The sequence below is a fragment of the Nostoc sp. DedVER02 genome (assembly GCF_034530675.2).
Taxonomy (GTDB): Bacteria; Cyanobacteriota; Cyanobacteriia; order Cyanobacteriales; family Nostocaceae; genus Nostoc.
In genome coordinates, this window is the sequence record NZ_JAVRCP020000036.1 from 23,660 (window position 1) to 43,228 (window position 19,569).

Here is a 19,569-nt window from a genome sequence, read left to right on the forward strand (position 1 = left end):
ATTATTAATGACTCAGGACTAATGACTAATGACTAACGAAAAAATGATTTTTCGCAATCGGGTGGTTGATAAAGGTCAACTGAGAAATTTAATTTCTTGGGCCTTTACTCATTATGGTACGGCGCGAACCGCAGTGATGGCGGATAAACTGAAAGATTTGGGATTTCGCTACGCTACCAAAGCAGGGGTTTCTATCAGTGTAGATGACTTGATGGTGCCACCAACTAAGCGATTGCTTTTAGAAGCAGCCGAAGAGGAAATTCGCGCCACTGAAACCCGTTACCAACGGGGAGAAATTACTGAAGTAGAACGCTTCCAAAAGGTAATTGATACCTGGAATGGTACTAGTGAAGCCCTGAAAGATGAAGTAGTTGTTCACTTCAAGAAGACTAATCCCCTGAACTCTGTATACATGATGGCGTTCTCTGGGGCACGGGGTAACATCTCGCAAGTCCGGCAGTTGGTGGGAATGCGGGGACTGATGGCAGACCCTCAAGGGGAAATTATCGATTTACCGATCAAAACCAACTTCCGGGAAGGACTCACTGTGACGGAATACATTATTTCGTCTTACGGTGCGAGAAAGGGATTGGTGGATACTGCATTGCGGACGGCTGACTCTGGTTATCTTACCCGTCGGTTGGTGGACGTTTCCCAGGATGTAATTATTCGGGAATTTGACTGCGGAACTACCAGAGGTCTTACCATTGGGCCAATGACAGAAGGTGCCAAAACCTTGATTCCTCTGGGAACCCGCTTAATGGGACGGGTAATTGGCGAAGATGTGGTGCATCCAGTAACAAAAGAATTGATTGCAGCACGCAATTCCCCAATTCCTGAAGAATTGGCGAAGAAAATTGAAAAATCTGGGGTGGCAGAAGTTGTGGTGCGATCGCCCCTAACTTGTGAAGCTGCACGTTCTGTCTGTCAACACTGCTACGGCTGGAGTTTAGCCCACGCCAAAATGGTAGACTTAGGCGAAGCTGTGGGGATCATTGCTGCCCAAAGTATCGGTGAACCTGGTACTCAGCTAACCATGCGGACATTCCACACTGGTGGGGTGTTTACTGGGGAAGTGGCGCAACAAGTTCGTTCTAAAATTGATGGGACTGTCAAGCTTCCCCGCAAACTGAAGACTAGAACATATAGGACTCGCCACGGGGAAGATGCCCTCTATGTTGAAGCGAATGGCATCATGCTTTTGGAGCCAGCAAAAGTAGGTGATGTTACCCCAGAGAACCAAGAGGTTCATCTTACCCAAGGTTCAACACTATATGTATTTGATGGAAATAAGGTAAAACAAGGGCAGTTGTTGGCAGAGGTCGCCCTTGGTGGACGGACAACTCGGACTAATACAGAAAAAGCAGTTAAAGATGTTGCCTCTGACTTAGCAGGGGAAGTCCAATTTTCCGAAGTAGTCCCAGAACAAAAAACTGACCGTCAAGGTAATACCACAACCACAGCCGCACGGGGTGGTTTGATTTGGATTTTGTCTGGGGAAGTTTACAACTTGCCACCTGGGGCAGAATTAGTCGTGAAAAATGGTGATGCGATCGCTTCTAATGGAGTTTTAGCAGAAACCAAATTAGCCAGTTTACACGGCGGTGTGGTGCGTTTGCCTGAAGCTACCCCAGGTAAGAGTACTAGAGAAATTGAGATTATCACTGCTTCTGTGGTCTTAGACCAAGCAACGGTGACAGTCCAAAGTTCCCAAGGTCGCAATAACTACTTAGTATCCACTGGCAACAATCAGGTATTTAACCTCCGGGCTACACCAGGCACAAAAGTGCAAAATGGTCAAGTAGTAGCTGAGTTAATTGATGACCGCTATCGCACAACCACTGGTGGATTCCTGAAATTCGCGGGTGTCGAAGTCCAGAAAAAAGGCAAAGCCAAACTGGGTTATGAAGTTGTCCAGGGCGGTACTCTGTTGTGGATTCCCGAAGAAAGCCACGAAGTCAATAAAGATATCTCGTTGCTGTTGGTAGAAGACGGTCAGTTTGTAGAAGCTGGCACTGAGGTAGTAAAAGATATCTTCTGCCAAAACAGTGGTGTTATAGAAGTAACCCAGAAAAACGACATCCTGCGGGAAGTTGTGGTGAAGCCAGGGGAACTTCTAATGGTGGACGATCCAGAATCAGTCATCGGGCGAGATAACACCTTCATCCAACCAGGTGAAGAATTCCAAGGCAATGTCGCCACGGAATTGCGTTATATCCAGTATGTGGAGACACCAGAAGGGCCTGCATTGTTGATTCGTCCAGTAGTTGAGTTTCCCGTACCTGATAACCCAGATGTGCCATCAACTACATCTGTAAGTCAACAAACCGGGCGATCGATTCAACTGCGGGCTGTGCAAAGACTACCTTACAAGGATTCGGAACGTGTCAAGTCCGTTGAAGGTGTGGAACTGCTGCGAACCCAGCTAGTATTGGAAATTGAGCAAGAAGGTGAACAAGACCACAATGCTTCGCCCCTAGCAGCAGATATTGAATTGGTACAGGATACTGAAGACCCAGAAGTTCAACGCTTGCAGTTGGTGATTTTGGAGTCCTTAGTAATTCGTCGAGACATTACCGCCGATGCCACCCAAGGTAGTACCCAGACAACACTTGAGGTACAAGATGGTCTTTCCATCGCCCCTGGAGCCGTGGTAGCACGTACCCAAATCTTGTGTAAAGAAGGGGGGATCGTGCGGGGTGTCCAAAAAGGAACCGAAAACGTGCGTCGTTGTTTGGTACTGCGTGATACCGACATGCTAACTACGAATACTAGTACTCAGCCCAAGGTGAAAGTGGGTGACTTGCTAGTAGAGGGAACAGAAATTGCTCCTGGAGTTTTTGCTCAAGAATCAGGGCAAGTAGTGGATGTCAAAAATGCTCCTGCTGCCTCTGGTGGTGATTCAGCTTTGAGTACTAAAAACTACGGTGTTACTATCCGCGTCGGTCGCCCCTATCGAGTCAGTCCTGGTGCTGTGTTGCAGATAGAAGACGGCGATTTAGTACAACGGGGTGATAACTTGGTGTTGCTGGTGTTTGAACGCGCCAAAACTGGAGATATCATTCAAGGTTTGCCCCGGATTGAAGAACTGCTTGAAGCTCGTAAACCCAAAGAAGCGTGCATTTTATGTCGCCGCGCGGGTGAAGTTAAGGTAGTTTACGGTGATGGTGATGAAGCGATCGCTATTAAGGTCGTAGAATCAAATGGCGTAGTAACAGATTATCCTCTGGGGCCTGGACAAAACTTGATTGTGCCAGATGGCTCAATGGTATCAGCGGGACAACCGTTAACTGATGGCCCATCCAATCCCCATGAAATTTTGGAAATCTTCTTTAGCCTGGGTTCCGAAGATGGAATCTATGCTTGTGCTAGCCTTGCTTTGCAAAAGGTACAGACATTCTTGGTGAACGAAGTGCAAATGGTGTACCAGTCTCAAGGGATTGATATTTCCGATAAGCACATTGAAGTGATTGTTCGCCAGATGACCAACAAAGTCAGGATTGATGATGGTGGCGACACTACCATGCTTCCTGGTGAATTGGTGGAACTGCGCCAAGTTGAGCAGGTGAACGAAGCTATGGCAATTACAGGCGGTGCGAGGGCACAGTATACCCCAGTATTGTTGGGTATCACCAAAGCATCCTTGAACACCGACAGCTTTATCTCCGCCGCATCATTCCAAGAGACAACACGGGTACTTACCGAAGCAGCTATTGAAGGTAAATCTGACTGGCTGCGCGGGTTAAAGGAAAACGTGATTATCGGGCGATTGATTCCGGCGGGTACTGGGTACAATACTTATGAAGAACCTGGTGCGATCGAAGATTATGCTGCTGAAATTAGCAGTAGTGTCTTAGATGAAGTTGACGATCCCCTGGATATGGTATTAGATGACCGTACAGCCCGCGCCTATAATTTAGATTCTCCGACTCTTGGTGAATCTGGTTTTGGTAGCAGACGTGCAGAAAGGTCAATTCTAGATGATGAAGATGAATTAATCGCCGATGAAGTAGTAGACGACGACGATTTCGAGGAAGAAGAAGACGACGATGATGATGATTTCGACGACGAATAAAGACTTGAAATCTCGCGTCTCGATTAAAAGGTAAAAACTGAAAAGGCAAAAGAAAATCTTCTTTTGCCTTTTTATTTTGCTTTATAAAAACACATTTTTAATCTTTAAGATTCTGGTTTCTTGCTTTTAATCTAGTAGTCAGTCAATTAAGGTGATTCAAAAGTAACATCCTCATATAAATCTGCAACAGCACATCGAAAATCTACACTTGCCAGATGAATGATATCTTCTTTTCCATAGGGATAAAGTACCCATTGTCTCTCTGAGTTGCGGCGAAAACACTCAACATTTAAGCGAGTTTGACTCATAAGTACATATTCCTGAAGTGACTCCATTTGTCGGTAGTCAGCAAATTTATCGCCTCGGTCAAAGGCTTCTGTTGTTGGAGATAGCACTTCTACAATTAAGCAGGGATAACGCAAAAAGTTATTAAAAGCTTTATCTCGTTGGTCACAGCTTACCATCACATCGGGGTAGTAATAGATATTAATCGATTCAATATGTGCTTTGGTGTCTGAGATATAAGTCTGACAACCACTCCCGCGCAAATGATTTCTCAGCATTGAAGCAATATTAAGAGAAATAATTACATGGCTGTTACTTGCTCCTGCCATTGCATAAATCTGTCCCTGTCTATATTCATGCTTGATAGGACTAGTTTCTTCTTCTTTGAGATAGTCTTCTGGGGAAACATAACTAGAATTTGGGATTGCGACCATCTGTAATAACCTTGTATGATGCGTTGTATCTAGTTTAAGATAAGTTTGACAGCTAAATATGCTAAGTACACCTCACTATAAATCTAGCTATTGCTAGATGCTGTAATTTTCTCAAAGGCTATAATCTACATCTGTCGCACCGAGAGATTAACTTGTGGATGTCATATTAGAACGATCGCACCAATTAAAACAAGCCCTAGTAGATTTTGTCCTAGATGCTGAAGGTGAACTGGCAAAAGCACTGGAAACTTATGCAGCAGAACAGTTGCGTCGTGGAAGTGGCGATAGTACACAGCAGGACTTAATTATCGATAGCTTTCTGACAGCCGGGAAAGTCGGTGAAAAATCACCATTAGAATTGTTTATTGAAAGCCATCCAGATTTAGAAGAGAGCGATCGCAACTTGATCAAAAGCTGGCATCATAGTTTTATTGGCTTATTTGCCATTAGTAACATTTTACCTGATGGCTTTGAATTGACGAACTGGCTAACAGATAAAAGCTATATTGTCAAGCCTAACAATACTCAAACATTACAGGCAATATCTCGGTTGAAAGTAGGAGAAATTTTACTAACTCGTATTTCTCCTGTCACCGATAGCTATTGGATGTTATCTGGCCCCTACACAATAATGGGCAAATTAGGTAAACCAAAATTGGCTGTAGCAATTGGAAATTTTAAAGAAAACTATAAAAGTAATCTTTACAGCGATGCTCCAGACTTATTAGAAGAAGCTTGGCAATCAGTAACAAAATATCATCAGCAATTTGTGGACTTTTTTGGTACTGATGAAATCACTTTACCTGGATACCAACTTAATAAAAAAATAGCGGAATTTCAAGAAGTAATTACTGAAAAAAGCTTCGCAGCCGCAGGAATTGACCCTTCAAAATCTTTAGCGGAAGTGGCAGAAGCGGCTGGCATTGGAGACGAAGAAATCAAAGCAGCAGCCCAAGAATTTGGTGCTGATTCTAACGTAGTCTCTCAGATGTTAAACAGCAAAGCTGGTAATAGTAAAATGGTTATGCCAAAGGTTGATTTACCTGCCGAACTCAAGAAAGCAGAACAAGTAACAGCCCTTTCTCATCCTCGTTGGGGACAAATGTTTTTACCAACTTATAGTAAGGTACAAGCAATTTTATCAACAGAAGATTGGCAAAGTGTTCAAGGGGCAGAAAAACTAATTCGTTACTATCTCGAAGATAAAAGTATTAATACTTTTATTTGGCATCGATTAGCACAACAGTATCCAATTCAATTAGAAAATGTGTTGCAAACAGTTTTGCAACGTCCATTTAACCTTGAAAGTGATTTGAATGCACTTTTGCAAGAATTCCACAAACCTATTGAGCCAGAGTTACCAGATATTGCCAGTGTACCCATACATTTGCATAACTTATTTCAGGAAGCTTTAGGAGAAGTTAGCAAATCTAAGCCAAAGGGTAAGGGGCAACAAAAGCCAGCTAAGGGTTTTCAACGAAGTTAGGCAGTGAGGGAGGAGGCAAAAACTCTATTTGGTGCGTGAGTCTTGCATTTGTACCTCACTTACTTGTCTGACTTTTCACGTTATGTGAAAAAATCCACCAAAACTTAACCCCCTAACCCCCTTCCCGTGTCGGTAAGGGGGAAAATTCTAAAGTTTCTCTTCTTTTAAGAGAGAGAGATTTAAAGAGAGGTTTTCCAGATACCGTGAAAAATCAGCTTTAGACGAGTTAAATTTTTACCCATACTTTTTATACTTTATAAATCCTTTACATTTAATTAGGCTGAGAAATTATACGGAAAAATTATCGATTTCTCTAAAAGTCGGGTTTATTTGTGCAGCTGTGATTTTTTATTGTCAAGTATATTTGCTGATTACTTTATCAAAACATCTAATTGCTTTATAAAAAGGTCTGTTTACTTTCTCAAAACACTGAAATGCTTTCTAAAAAGAAGCTTTTACTTATTCAAACTCCAGTTTGCTTTCTCATTTCAGTGTTTTCCGCAAGCAAAAGAAGCTTTTACTTATTCAAACCCCAGTTTGCTTTCTCATTTCGGTGTTTTCTGCAAGCAAAATGAGCTTTTACTTATTCAAACCCCAGTTTGCTTACTAATTTTGGTGTTTTCCGCAAGCAAAAGCAGCTTTGATTTACTCAAAAGGTGATTTGACTTACTAGTTTTGGTATTTTCCGCAAGCAGAAGCAGCTTTTACTTATTCAAACCCCAGTTTGTTTGCTTTCTAATTTAGGTGTTTTCCACAAGTTCCCAAAGACGCGATAAATCGCCGTCTTTACAATAATCAGTCCTTTGTAGAGACGGCGATTTATCGCGTCTATTGCAAGAAAAAGATATTCGTAACCTTTATCGATTTATTGATTGGGTTATGATTTTACCAAAAGCCTTGGAAGCAGAATTTTGGCAAGAGTTTAAGAAATTAGAGCAAGAGCGGACTATGAGCTACATTACCACAGGCGAGCGCATTGGTTACGAGCGGGGAAAACAAGAACAAGGACAAACCCTCGTGTTACGGCAACTACAAAAACGGGTAGGAGATTTACCACAAGAGGTTCGGGGGCGGATTCAAACTCTTTCCTTAGAGCAATTAGAGGTACTTAGCGAGGCTTTATTGGATTTTACAGCCATTGAGGATTTACTTAACTGGTTGGAAGCAAATCAAACAGTTTAATTTTTAAAATCCAGTAGGGTGCGTTAGCCAAAGGTTAATGCACCCTACCATTTATATATTGATTTACTATTTAACCTTTAAGCAACTAAATATATCTGCTGGCGTAATTTGCCAATCTGCTAATTCATCAAGAACAGCCAATTTATCGTTATTATATTTTACTTCTGGCAATTTATTAGGTTGAAATACCATTACCGATTTATCATTAGAGTCAATAAACCAACCTAATTTTGTTCCATGATTAATACAGAAAATAATTTTATCAATCACTCGGTTAGGAAATTGGTCAGGTGAGAGAATTTCAATTATCCAATCTGGATAAATTTCAAATTTATTGGCAATTTCCCCATCTTCATCAACAATAAGCCGTGACCACTCAAATACAGCAATATCTGGAACTAAAGAGCGTTCTCCAAATGTGCAGCGTAATTCAGTTAATGCTAAAGCTTTTTGCTCAGATTTGCTTACCCGATTAATCTCAGTTGATAAACGAGTTTGGATTCTGCTATGTTTTCCCTGTGTCGTAAAGGATAACGGTAAATTTCATCAATTGCTTTTAAAAGTTCTTCACTAACAAATAGTGTTCCTTTCATTTCTTGAACATAACTTTTTAGTCGTTCATAAGTGCGGAATCTAGCACCAGATGGTCGCCCTAATTGACCGCCGGCATTTTTCTCTTCCTCAGCAATCAATTCAGCACCCTTTTGCACTAAGTTGTGATGCTGTTTATCTCTCGGTAATTTGCTCACGTTTTCCATTACTCACTGGGCTAAATCTTCCCGTTATTATTGTGGGGTCTTTAGATTGTCCCGTTACCCCAGCTACATTAGTAATATGATTCGACTGCAAATTGTCTGCAAGGTAGCGGACTGTATCAGCAAATTGTGTGAAAATTAGTACTTTATCTTTGGGATGAATTTCTGTTAATAGTTTGATTAAAGCTGCAAGCTTTTCATCTTTTTGAGGATTCCACTCGCCACACTGTTGCAGCACATTAATCAGGGCTTTAGCATCTTCTAGCAAATCACGTTTCAGTTTCTTAATATCAAAAAGCGTAGAACGCAACCACTTAAATCTTCGTTGATATCGAGTTCTATATTCTTGGTAAATTAATTTTGCTCTTTGACGAAAAACATAATCTGGAAAACCTCTCTCTTGCAAGGAGAGAGGCTTTAAATTCTCCCCATTCTCTAATGTTAGGTCAGAATCATCATCTTCTGTTTCTGTATCAAACAAAGCTGCTGCTACAGAATCGGCATCTTCATCATTATTACTCGTATCTAAGGGACTTCCAATTAAAAAAATATCCCATCGCTGTGTAGGCAGGGGGCAGGGAGCAGGGAGCAGGGGGAGGAACAGTCGTATTGAGTCCAGAAATTGGGATAATTTATTTTTCGGAGTTCCCTAATAACTCAGCCTCTTGAGTTCCAATGGGAATATCAAGTCCTTGCTCTAAAGCATATAAATAAATGAAGTTTCGTAATATATGGCGTTCAATTGATTGGATAAAAGCAACGCCACTACTTTCTAAACGTTTAAATAAATTAGTGCGAGAAAAACCCATTAACCTCCTACCGCCACGAAATAAGCTATTAATAAAACGTTGTTCGGTGTCTGTAGGCGGCTGTTTTTGTTTAGCAATAACGTAATTCCCTAGCCCATAACGCGGTAAACTAAGTTGATTAATCACTTCTATTACTAACTCAGAGTAAAGACGAGCATAAAAATCAGTATCAGAACCTTCTAGAGGAAACTTGAGATTCTGAGGTAAACGCTGGGGAAAATAAGAACGTCTCCCATCAGCAAATTCTAAATATTTCCGCCCTGTTTCATCTGTGTGGGCATAATTATCTTTAATAAAAGAGCGAGTACGCCTTACCATGTAACGCTTCATCAATTCTCGCCAGTCATCAGGGTGTTCGCTTTTCTCAAAGGCCGCTAAAGAGCGAACTGAACATTGATGCTTTCTAATAAACTCTAATTCTCCTATGGAACTGCTGCCAAGTTCATTAATTAAAGCTTCTGGTCTTAATCCTAAATCTTGGTCTTCTGGCACAAATAGCCGTAGTTGGGCAGAAAGGTCAAGGTAACTTTTATTGTAAGGAGTTGCAGATAATAAAATACATTTACTTTCGTTAGCTGCAATATATTCTATTATTGTTCGATAACGTTTACCTTCGCGGTTCCGTAAATTATGACTTTCATCAATTAATACAACTCGGTAACGCCGCAATGTTGGTAATTTATTTTGTACTTGACTAATTGGCATAATTTCGGCAAGTAACCGATAGTTATTTACATATTCTTGCCACATTGAAACCAAGTTTTTTGGGCAAATAATCAGTGTTTCTAAATAACAATCTTCTTGTAATATCTTGGCAAGGGCAGTTCCAACTAAAGTTTTGCCCAAACCGACCACATCACCCACTAATACGCCGTCACGCCTAGTTACATGACGTGCTGCTAGCTGTATGGCAGCTTTTTGGAAGTCAAATAAGTTGTTAAATTCGCGGGGGATACGAAATTCTGAAAGTCCGGCGATCGCTTCATGGGATAAGTGGTAAGCTATCTTCAGGTAGATGTAGTAAGGCGAAACTAGCTCTTGCCTAGCCCAACTCTGATCGATAATTTCTGCTAATTCTTGGGAAATATCTACACAACCGTAATCTTGCCAGCGATCGCTAAACCACTTTTGTAGTTTATTACAAGCATCGTGGTCTAAAATATCAACATTCAACTCCCCTTGTTTCGCCAATCCGGGAAGGGTTAAATTACTACTACCCAAGAATCCCACAATTGGAGTATTCGGGTCATTGCGATGCACAAGATATAACTTGGCATGGAGAGAATGACGCAAAAACAGTTTAATAATTACCTTCTGACTTTTTAGCTGATGACTTAACCGCCGCAACCCCGCTTCATCCTGATTAGTTGGCGCACCAATAGTTAACTGTTGACGAAATTCCGCCGCCATGCGTTTTTTAAACCGCACAATGCTACTGTTGTCAATTCGTCCATCACCACTAACAAGGCTAAACGCTGCATGAACTTCATCACTGGGTAAGCTTTGCATCCCAATTAGCAAACGACAACAAGCATTTTCACCACCAACATACTGTTCGACTAAATCATCAATTCTTCGCCAACCTCTGAGGTTAAAGTAGCCAACACAAAAATCTGCTCGATAAGAGATTTTGAGAGTTTCTCGTAAAATCGGTAGCAGTTGCAAATCTATGTTGTCAAAAATGCGGGGCATTATTTAAAACTCGATAAATATTTTGTACATCTGTTATATGAGTAAAAAAATTTTCCAGCCAGATTAGAGACGCGATAAATCGCCGACTCTACAATAATCAATCCCTTGTAGAGACGGCGATTTATCGCGTCTTCTTCCTAAAGACGGCGATTTATCGCATCTTCAAAAATTATAAAAAAAAGAGCAGTTGCATAATACAACTGCTCAAAAAAATAATTAGATAGATATTTTCTACCTATCCACAGAACCCATAATTACGTCAACACTACCGAGAATAACCACAATATCTGCAACCTTCATCCCGCGCAGTAAATGTGGAACAATCTGGAGGTTGTTGAAATCTGCGGCGCGAATCTTCCAACGTGCGGGGAAGACGTTATCATCGCCAACTAAATAAATTCCCAATTCACCTTTGCCACTTTCTACACGGGCGTAGATTTCACCCTTGGGCATCTTGAAAGTGGGGGAAACTTTTTTGCCGATGAATTGGTAATCAAATGCGTCCCACTCAGATTTTTTACCTGCGGCTAAACGCTTGGCTTCCAGATTTTCGTAAGGGCCGCCAGGAAGTCCTTTAATTGCTTGGCGAATAATCTTCACAGATTCGCGCATTTCCCGCATCCGCACTACGTAACGGGCAAAGCAATCACCGGCGGTTTCCCACTGTACATCCCAATCGAAATCGTCGTAACATTCGTAATGGTCAACTTTCCGCAAGTCCCATTGCACGCCAGAAGCGCGTAACATTGGGCCAGAAAGTCCCCAGTTAATTGCTTCTTCTCGCGTGATAGTACCAATACCCTCAACACGCCGCCGGAAGATGGGGTTATCTGTTACTAAACGTTCGTACTCATCAACTTTGGGTAATAAATAGTCGCAGAATTCCAGACACTTATCTACCCAACCATAAGGTAAATCAGCCGCTACTCCACCTACGCGGAAGTAGTTATTATTTACCATCCGATAACCTGTAGCTGCTTCCCACAAATCATAAATCATCTCCCGTTCGCGGAACTGGTAGAAGAAGGGAGTTTGTGCGCCTACGTCAGCGAGGAAAGGGCCAAACCATAGCAAGTGGTTAGCAATGCGGTTCAACTCCAGCATAATGACGCGGATGTAGCTAGCGCGTTTGGGAACAGCTACACCTGCAAGTTTTTCTGGGGCGTTAACAGTAACCGCTTCGTTGAACATTCCCGCCGCGTAGTCCCACCGACTAACGTAGGGGACGTACATTACATTAGTACGGTTCTCAGCGATTTTTTCCATTCCCCGGTGCAAATAGCCGATAACTGGTTCACAGTCAACGACATCCTCGCCATCCAGAGTCATGATTAACCGCAGAACCCCGTGCATTGAGGGGTGGTGTGGCCCCATGTTTAGCACCATTGGTTCAGTGCGGGTTTCTAGTCTGGTCATAGATTTCGTGTTCTCCGTTCGTGAAAATTTTGAATTGAACCGCCTAGATTCCAACCACAGCCGATTTATCTAGTCTGCCAAAATGAGGTTTGTAGGGGCAATCTATATAATTTTGACTCTACAGGGTTATGTTGGAGAGAGGATAGCAGCGCAGGAGTTGTAATTGTTTCATTTCGTTGCACCTCTTCAATTATTATAGGGAAGCTTGATATGCAAGGGATTGAGGCACAGGTTTTTTTTCATGTAATCTCTTTTTGCATTTAAAATCTTGATGTTAAGGATTGGGAATTGGGAATGGAGAATCGGGAATGGGTGTTAAATAAGACTTACGTATAAGTAATGGGAAATTGAACCACAGAGGACGTAGAGAAGCCAGTGCGTCCTTGCGGTTCCCCGACTTGTAGCAACTGGCGCGACACGGAAGAATAGGAGTTTAAGAGGTTTTTGGTGTAGGTCTTACCAAATAGAAACAAAAATAAAATTAAAATTAAAGATGAAATCAGATTTACAAACGCCGCTAGATTTAGAAGAACTGGCTTTTTCTCATATTTCCGTTTTGGGACGGGAGGTAATTGAGGGTTTGGCGGTTCGTCCAGGTGGACATTATTTAGATGTAACGGTAGGCGGTGGTGGTCACAGTCGCTTAATTTTAGAAGCTGCTGAAGATGTGCGGGTAACGGCAGTTGACCAAGATGAAGATGCTTTAGCTGCTGCAAAGAAAGAATTAGCTGAGTTTGGCGATCGCGTACAATTTATTTATAGTAATTTTGCTGACTACGAATTTCCCCCTAACACTTTCGATGGTATTTTAGCCGATTTGGGGGTAAGTTCTTACCATTTAGATCAAGCAGAACGGGGTTTTAGCTTTCGCCAATCTGCAAATTTAGATATGCGAATGGATCGAGGGCGATCGCTAACTGCTGCTGATGTGATTAATAATTGGGATGAAGCAGAATTAGCTGATATTTTCTTTAAGTACGGTGAGGAAAGATTATCACGGCGCATTGCTCGTCGTATTATAGAACGCCGACCGTTGCATACGACTACAGAATTAGCTGATGCGATCGCTTCTTCAGTCCCTCCAAAATACCGTTATGGTAGAATTCACCCGGCAACTCGGGTTTTTCAAGCTTTGCGAATTGTCGTCAACGACGAATTAAAATCCCTAGAAACCTTTTTGGATAAAGCCCCAAATGCCCTTGTCCCTGGCGGTAGAATTGCGATTATCAGTTTTCATAGTTTAGAAGACCGTCCGGTGAAGCATGGTTTAAGAAATTCACCTTTGTTAAAAGTCTTGACAAAAAAGCCGATTATTGCACAAGAAGAAGAAATTAGTCAGAATCCGCGATCGCGATCGGCCAAACTGAGAATAGCTGAAAAGTTGCTGTAACTGCAATGCAGCGCTAAACTGCTTCATCTCGTGGCTCAGAACTGCTGCGAATACGCTCAATAAACTTAGGATAATTTTCTAAATCTTGTTCTGACTGTAACGGTGGCATTTCAATCCAATTACCTTCGAGATGCAACTTATCGACATAAGCGTAGAAGGCTTCTTGATCTTCCCGATGAGCAAGAACGTAATCATGTAACTCTTTCTGACTCATTGCATGAAAATTAGGCTTGCTCATCCTATGTATCTCCATTTACCGTTAGGATATATCTCTATGATATTTTCCTCGCCTGCCAAGAAGAATAGATTTTTTGTCCGTTCATCCATCCGAACGATATTAATCGGCAAGTAAAGCTTAGTAAACCAACAGCACAATATGTAGCACTGTGTTTTTTGTTCTGGTGTAGGAATAATCTGAACTCCTTAACATTTATTAAAGTTACTGCTAAAAATAAATTCTCAATAACCTGCGATCGCGATCGGCCAAACTGAGGATAGCCCAAAAGCTGTTGTAACTACAATGCAGCGTTAAACTGCTCCATCTCAACGAGATGTTAATCTAGCGTTGTTGATGAGTTAAAAAAGAGTAGATGGAAATTAGTAATCTGTTTACAGCAGGTGGCGTAGTCATGTGGCCTCTGCTGGCATTCTCTTTGTTAGGCGTGGCGCTGATTATCGAACGGATCATTTTTTGGGTAAGGATAAGTAATCGACAAAACAAGGTAGTACGAGAGGTACTACAGCTTTATCGCCTGGATAATGTAGTTAGTGCTGTAGATAAATTGCAAAAAAATGCTGATTTACCTATCGCCCGAATTTTTTTAGCAGCTTTAGAATTAGAGGAGCCGACACCAGAAGAATTTCGTTTGGCACTAGAAAGTGAAGCACAAGCCGAAATTCCCTTACTGAAGCGATCGCAAAATATTTTTGAGACAATTATTGGTCTTGCACCGTTGTTGGGACTTCTAGGAACTGTCTTAGGATTAATTAACTCCTTTGCCTCTCTAAATATTGGAGATGTGGGAGGTAGTAAAACAACAGGTGTGACAGCTGGAATTAGTGAAGCTTTAGTATCCACAGCATCAGGATTGGTAGTAGCAATCTTTACACTATTATTTGCTAATACTTTCCGAGGACTCTATCAACGCCAAATAGCTTGGATTCAAGAATATGGTGGACAGTTAGAATTACTCTACCGCCGTCGCTACGAAAGAGGCGATAAATCCTATGTGCCTACCAGATGAAGCAAAACTGGAGAATTATAAATTAGCAATCGGTAATTGGGATTAGTTTACTATTTGTTACCGATTTTGCCCTACAATTTTCGTCTCTAATAGTGTTCTAAAATAATTAATAGCTTTTTTCAATACAGTTTTCGAGGGAATATTCCATGACTATTTGGGTAAATGAGCAAATTGATCCGTCTGGGATGATTCATGCCTGTATTGCTACTTGTAATGAATCTCAAGCTAAAGAGTGTCATGATTCCTTCCAGAATAATTTGACCGAGGCGCAAAAGGAAGCAGGCTGGATAGCGCAATTGCGGACAGTCGATTCTTGGGATGAAGTACCGGTGAATTCTTTAAAACTCAATTAATTGGGTGAGATAGAGTTCATTTTTTAAGGTTTTGATCGAATAGATTTCAGGAGCGTAGGCGTAGCCTGCCGTATGCATTGCTTGTTTACCACACGCTGTATCTATGGCAATGCCTACAGCGATCGCACCAAATTATATGAGAACAGGTTAATAAAGGATAAAATTCGGATTAAAATTCTCAAATTATTAGCAATTGTTGCTAAAAAAAAGTAACATAAAATAAGAAATTGATGATTTTTTTGAACTTTTAAGAGCTATCATCTATACCGGAGATTAAATTAAAAAACTTATATAAGCCGAATCAATTTAGTGAACTATCCCAAAGTTTACACTTCGGAGCAAGCCTGTCCTATTAATTTAGTTGGCGAAATAGGACAAGCGGTTCAAATTTCAATTCATGCTCCCAGCCAATATATCTGTGCCAACTGCGAACGGATATTACCAGATTGGAAACGGCAGCCATTTTTACGAGTAGTGATTGTCTTACAGCGATCGCGTTATCAATTAGTCAAAAAGACGGCAGAAGTAGAGTCAGAGAAAGAACGCTTACGAGAAAAGTTTATGCGATTTGGCTGTGATTTGGCATTTAATTTGCGCGATCGCGGTTATTTAACAGACTTAATCGACCCTCGTACAGGCTATCCTTTACTATCTCATCCCGGAGCAATCCCCCACGATGACACAGCAGTTGTCAAAGCTTTGCTCAACTATCCAGTGATTAAAAATCAATGCCGCGTACTAGTGCATCCCGAATGGGGTGCAGCAGTTTATCCTAGCATTTTGATATCAGAAGCTCCCCCAATTGTGATCGAATGGGTTACAAAAGGCATAGCATCCATGCATGGGTGGAAAGAAATCGATTATTAGTCATTAGTCATTGACCATTAGATAATATTTCATAAAATCAGGTGCAATCATGCCAGATGGCAGAATATGACAACCTTTGTAAAATACTTGCAGAAAAGTATCCCCATGATTTTGCTCGTTGGTTACTAAATCAAGAACCGCAAAAATTGAAATTTTAAAAACCGAATTGAGCATTGAACCGATCCGCGCTGATTCCGTGACATTTCTGCAAACAGAAAATCGGATTTTACACCTGGAATTTCAAACGGGAGGAAATTATGCAAGAGTCAGTGATTTATCAGGATATTTTGCATCAGGGAGAACAAAGGGGAGAGCAGAAGGAAGCATTGAAATATACTTTACGCCTTGTAAATAGACGCTTTGGTGAGATAGATTCATTAATAATTGAACGTCTCCAAGTCTTATCTACTGAACAATTGGAGGGATTAATCTTCTAAATTTGTATTCATATCAATACCTATTTTTTTAGAACTTTTTTCTTATTACTTTTTGTCTACAAAAATTATCTGATATCTGCCCTCAACTACTTTTCGGTCGTCGCAATTTTTGAGAACCAATTGGGCCGAGAATTTGGTTCAGGCTACGCAACTGTTCTGCTGTACCCATACCAATTAGCCGATCGCCTGGCATTAAAATCGTATCGCCAGTGGGGCCACCGATTAAAGTGCCATCAGCGCGGCGAATTGCCAGAACTAATGCCCCAGATTGCGATCGCAATCTCGCTTTTTGCAAACTCTGACCCACAAAGGGACAAAAAGCCGGGTCGAGTAAAAATTCTTCCATATATAACTGACGGTCTGCACCTGTGAGAATCCCGTCTACAAAGTCCAATACTTGGGGTCTGAGAGCGGCAGCAGCCATACGCTTCCCGCCAGTAATATAGGGGGATATGACTTCATCTGCACCACCGCGTCGTAACTTCTGCAAAGCTTCTTCTGTACTGGCGCGGGCGATTACCCGAATTCCTGAATTCAGTGTTTTGGCTGATAAAACTATATATAAATTTTCGGCATCTGAAGGTAGGGCTGCAACAATACACATCGCCCGTTCAATACCAACTTTCAAAAGTGTGTCATCTAATGTAGCATCACCTTGGAATGCTGTGTAACCTTCTGCTTGCGCCCTTTGCACAGATTCCATATCAGCATCAATCACTACAAAAGGTACGCCTTCAGCCTGAAATTCCTTAGCAATTTGCCGACCAGTGCGGCTAAATCCACAGATGATGTAATGTTCTGACAGGGATTCCATTAACCGCCTTTGTTGTTGTAGCCGAATTCCTTGTTGAAAGTAGCCTTGAATGATCGCTTCTGTAAATCTGTTGACAATGTAACCGATGTTGATTACACCCAACAAAATCAGGGCGATGGTAAATAATCGTCCGCGATTACCCAGTGGATGCGTCTCCCCGTATCCCACAGTCGCTAGAGTGATCACTGTCATGTAAGCTGCATCTTCCCATGACCAACCCTCAACTAACGAGTACCACGAAGTGCCAATGAAGAAAACACCGCCAAGAGCGATCGCCCCAGCCATTAACTCCTTTTGGATACGTTGATATTTTTGCTCAAGTGTTGAGAATGAAGTAACAATAGTACTTTTAGCCTACTTTTTCTAGTTTTGTAATAACTTTATCGCATTTGTGCTTTTTAGTACATTCAAACTACAAGTTATCTAGCTATAACAGGTCATTGCGATCGCAGAACATTTCGGTCTACTGCCACGATCCTAATACTAGGAAATCACCATACTGTACTGTGTAGATAGTAGCTGCAAGGTAGATAACTAGAGATGATTCCTGCTGTTGTTCGACCTCTGAATTTAGTAGTTGGTTTGCTGCTATCTTGTTGTTTCTTGCTCACAAGCTGTCACCCGACACAAATGAAAAGCAAAGCATCTCAGGTAGCTCAATTAGTTTTAGTTTCCCTAAGCGATCCAACTACTTTTAACTATGCCATTAATGACTCTCCATACAGTGTTTTTTCTTTGATTTATAAAGGATTGGTCGATGAAAATGTTATGACTAGTAAGTTAGAACCAGGACTGGCAGAATCTTGGTCAATATCTGCTGATAAAAAGCGAATTATTTTTAACTTAAAAACAGGATTGAAATGGTCAGATGGTGAACCTCTCACGGCAGATGATGTAGTCTTTACATATCAAGATATTTATCTTAATAAAAAAATTCCCACTTTATATAGAGATTTTTTACGCATTGGCAACACCGAAACTTTCCCCTCAGTGCAGAAACTAGATGCTCTGCGAGTTGAGTTCACTTTTACGGAACCTTTTGCTCCTTTTTTAAGATACGCCGAAAGACTAGCGATTTTACCTGCTCATGCCTTGCGTTCTTCTGTATTCTCCAAAGATGCTAATGGTAATCCTCAGTTTCTCTCAATGTGGGGAACCAATACCGCTCCGCAAAAAATTATCTCCAATGGGCCGTACAAAATAGAAAGCTATACTCCTGGTGAACGGGTAATTTTACGACGCAACCCTTATTACTGGCGCAAAGATTCTCAAAGTAATCCTCAGCCTTATATTGAACGTATTGTCTGGCAAATTATTGCTTCTACAGAAAACCAATTACTGAGATTTCGCTCAGGGGAACTAGATACTTTAAATGTGACACCAGCAGTATTTGGGTTACTCAAAAAAGAGGAAAAACGAGGAAAGTTTATTATTTACAATGGTGGGACTACTGCGGGTTTTAGCTTTGTGGGTTTCAATCTCAACCAAGCTAGTAATTCCAAAGGGAAGCCTTTTATAGACCCAATCAAATCTCAATGGTTTAATAACTTAGCTTTTAGACAAGCAGTTGCTTATGCCATTGACCGCGACCGGATGAAAACTAATATCTATCGCGGTTTAGGCAAAATCCAACATTCACCAATTGCTGTTCAAAGTCCTTATTATTTGTCCCCAGCAGCAGGGTTAAAAGTTTATGATTATAATCCCCAGAGAGCTAGGCAGATGTTGCTAGAGGCTGGCTTTAAATACAACTCCCAAAAAGAGCTGTTAGACGAAGATGGAAATCGGGTGCAATTTAATCTTTTGGTGAAAGCGGAAGATCAATCAAGAATCGATGCCGCAGTTCAAATCCAACAAGACTTCAGTCAAATTGGTATCAAAGCAGATTTGCAGGTAGTCAGTTTTAACGTAATATTGCAAAAGCTACTCTCTCGTCGAGATTGGGATTGTTATGTTGGTGCGTTTGGTGTTCCTGGTGCAGATGTTGAACCTAATCTTTTATCTCTATTTTGGACTAGTCAAGGTTCATTTCATCAGTTCAACCAAGGTTCTCTACCAGGAAAACCCCCACTTCAAGGATGGGTAGTTTCTGAATGGGAGAAAGAAATTGACAATCTTTTCAGCGCCGGATTTAAAGAACTAGACCAGAGCAAGCGCAAGGCGATTTATGAGAGATTCCAGCAAATCGTTGCTGAACAGTTGCCGATATTCTGTCTTGTGAATCCAATCTCGTTTCAAGCAGTGCGTGAACGTGTCAATCCCATCAAGTTTTCTGCCTTGGGTTCAACTTTTTGGAATATTGATGAACTGAAAATCACAGAAAAATAATT

At 41.3% G+C, this 19,569-nt stretch carries 15 protein-coding genes and 3 pseudogenes; 9 read left to right on the forward strand and 9 right to left on the reverse strand.

The window, feature by feature from the left end:
- The first annotated feature begins 28 nt into the window (after positions 1–28).
- The gene (locus RMZ41_RS25660) at positions 29–4,075 is read left to right on the forward strand and encodes a DNA-directed RNA polymerase subunit beta'' (protein ID WP_322643100.1); all 4,047 of its coding nucleotides are present in this window, start codon (positions 29–31) and stop codon (positions 4,073–4,075) included.
- Positions 4,076–4,221: 146 nt separating this feature from the next.
- On the opposite strand, the gene RMZ41_RS25665 is transcribed toward RMZ41_RS25660, so the two are convergent.
- On the reverse strand, positions 4,222–4,794 hold the full coding sequence (locus RMZ41_RS25665; RefSeq protein WP_322643099.1) for a Uma2 family endonuclease: 573 nt from the start codon (positions 4,792–4,794) through the stop codon (positions 4,222–4,224).
- 154 nt (positions 4,795–4,948) lie between these two features.
- On the opposite strand from RMZ41_RS25665, the gene RMZ41_RS25670 reads away from it, so the two are divergent.
- Together RMZ41_RS25670 and RMZ41_RS25675 are read left to right on the forward strand one after the other, a co-directional pair.
- Entirely contained in the window at positions 4,949–6,280 is a 1,332-nt protein-coding gene (locus tag RMZ41_RS25670; RefSeq protein ID WP_322643098.1) for a hypothetical protein, read from the forward strand.
- An 831-nt stretch (positions 6,281–7,111) separates the two neighbouring features.
- Positions 7,112–7,462 (forward strand): annotated as a pseudogene (locus RMZ41_RS25675) (DUF4351 domain-containing protein); the annotation flags it as partial.
- A 66-nt stretch (positions 7,463–7,528) separates the two neighbouring features.
- Here the strand turns inward: RMZ41_RS25675 and RMZ41_RS25680 are convergent.
- The 5 genes and pseudogenes from RMZ41_RS25680 to RMZ41_RS25700 all read right to left on the reverse strand — a co-directional run.
- A pseudogene (locus tag RMZ41_RS25680) lies at positions 7,529–7,981 on the reverse strand (Uma2 family endonuclease); the annotation flags it as partial.
- Positions 7,927–8,211 (reverse strand): hypothetical protein, encoded by a 285-nt coding sequence (locus tag RMZ41_RS25685; protein ID WP_322643097.1) that lies wholly within the window; start codon positions 8,209–8,211, stop codon positions 7,927–7,929. The gene RMZ41_RS25685 and the pseudogene RMZ41_RS25680, both read right to left, overlap by 55 nt.
- The gene (locus RMZ41_RS25690) at positions 8,189–8,698 is read right to left on the reverse strand and encodes a hypothetical protein (RefSeq protein ID WP_322643096.1); all 510 of its coding nucleotides are present in this window, start codon (positions 8,696–8,698) and stop codon (positions 8,189–8,191) included. The genes RMZ41_RS25685 and RMZ41_RS25690 overlap by 23 nt, the downstream gene beginning before the upstream one ends.
- 151 nt (positions 8,699–8,849) lie before the next feature.
- On the reverse strand, positions 8,850–10,718 hold the full coding sequence (locus RMZ41_RS25695) for a phospholipase D-like domain-containing protein (protein ID WP_322643095.1): 1,869 nt from the start codon (positions 10,716–10,718) through the stop codon (positions 8,850–8,852).
- A 231-nt stretch (positions 10,719–10,949) separates the two neighbouring features.
- Complete coding sequence (locus RMZ41_RS25700; RefSeq protein WP_194041009.1) at positions 10,950–12,134, reverse strand: NAD(P)H-quinone oxidoreductase subunit H; 1,185 nt, start codon at positions 12,132–12,134, stop codon at positions 10,950–10,952.
- Between the two features lie 493 nt (positions 12,135–12,627).
- Between RMZ41_RS25700 and rsmH the strand changes: the two genes are divergently transcribed.
- Positions 12,628–13,524 carry a 16S rRNA (cytosine(1402)-N(4))-methyltransferase RsmH gene (gene rsmH, locus RMZ41_RS25705; RefSeq protein ID WP_322643094.1) on the forward strand — a complete coding sequence of 299 codons (897 nt, stop codon included), beginning with the start codon at positions 12,628–12,630 and terminating at the stop codon, positions 13,522–13,524.
- A gap of 13 nt (positions 13,525–13,537) precedes the next feature.
- On the opposite strand, the gene RMZ41_RS25710 is transcribed toward rsmH, so the two are convergent.
- Complete coding sequence (locus RMZ41_RS25710) at positions 13,538–13,762, reverse strand: DUF6887 family protein (RefSeq protein ID WP_322643093.1); 225 nt, start codon at positions 13,760–13,762, stop codon at positions 13,538–13,540.
- Entirely contained in the window at positions 13,759–13,938 is a 180-nt protein-coding gene (locus RMZ41_RS25715) for a DUF6888 family protein (RefSeq protein ID WP_409875971.1), read from the reverse strand. Before RMZ41_RS25715 ends, RMZ41_RS25710 begins: the two co-directional genes overlap by 4 nt.
- 176 nt (positions 13,939–14,114) lie before the next feature.
- On the opposite strand from RMZ41_RS25715, the gene RMZ41_RS25720 reads away from it, so the two are divergent.
- The 4 genes and pseudogenes from RMZ41_RS25720 to RMZ41_RS25735 all read left to right on the forward strand — a co-directional run.
- Entirely contained in the window at positions 14,115–14,768 is a 654-nt protein-coding gene (locus tag RMZ41_RS25720; protein ID WP_322643092.1) for a MotA/TolQ/ExbB proton channel family protein, read from the forward strand.
- A gap of 146 nt (positions 14,769–14,914) precedes the next feature.
- Positions 14,915–15,121, forward strand: coding sequence for a glycogen debranching protein (locus RMZ41_RS25725; protein WP_322643091.1), 207 nt, complete (start codon positions 14,915–14,917; stop codon positions 15,119–15,121).
- A 309-nt stretch (positions 15,122–15,430) separates the two neighbouring features.
- Positions 15,431–15,988 (forward strand): methylmalonic aciduria and homocystinuria type D protein, encoded by a 558-nt coding sequence (locus RMZ41_RS25730; protein WP_322643090.1) that lies wholly within the window; start codon positions 15,431–15,433, stop codon positions 15,986–15,988.
- A gap of 56 nt (positions 15,989–16,044) precedes the next feature.
- A pseudogene (locus RMZ41_RS25735) lies at positions 16,045–16,416 on the forward strand (DUF4351 domain-containing protein); the annotation flags it as partial.
- A 91-nt stretch (positions 16,417–16,507) separates the two neighbouring features.
- Here the strand turns inward: RMZ41_RS25735 and RMZ41_RS25740 are convergent.
- On the reverse strand, positions 16,508–17,524 hold the full coding sequence (locus RMZ41_RS25740) for a potassium channel protein (RefSeq protein WP_322643089.1): 1,017 nt from the start codon (positions 17,522–17,524) through the stop codon (positions 16,508–16,510).
- Positions 17,525–17,779: 255 nt separating this feature from the next.
- Between RMZ41_RS25740 and RMZ41_RS25745 the strand changes: the two genes are divergently transcribed.
- Positions 17,780–19,567: an ABC transporter substrate-binding protein gene (locus RMZ41_RS25745; protein WP_322643088.1), complete on the forward strand. Its 1,788-nt coding sequence runs from the start codon at positions 17,780–17,782 to the stop codon at positions 19,565–19,567.
- Positions 19,568–19,569: the final 2 nt, after the last annotated feature.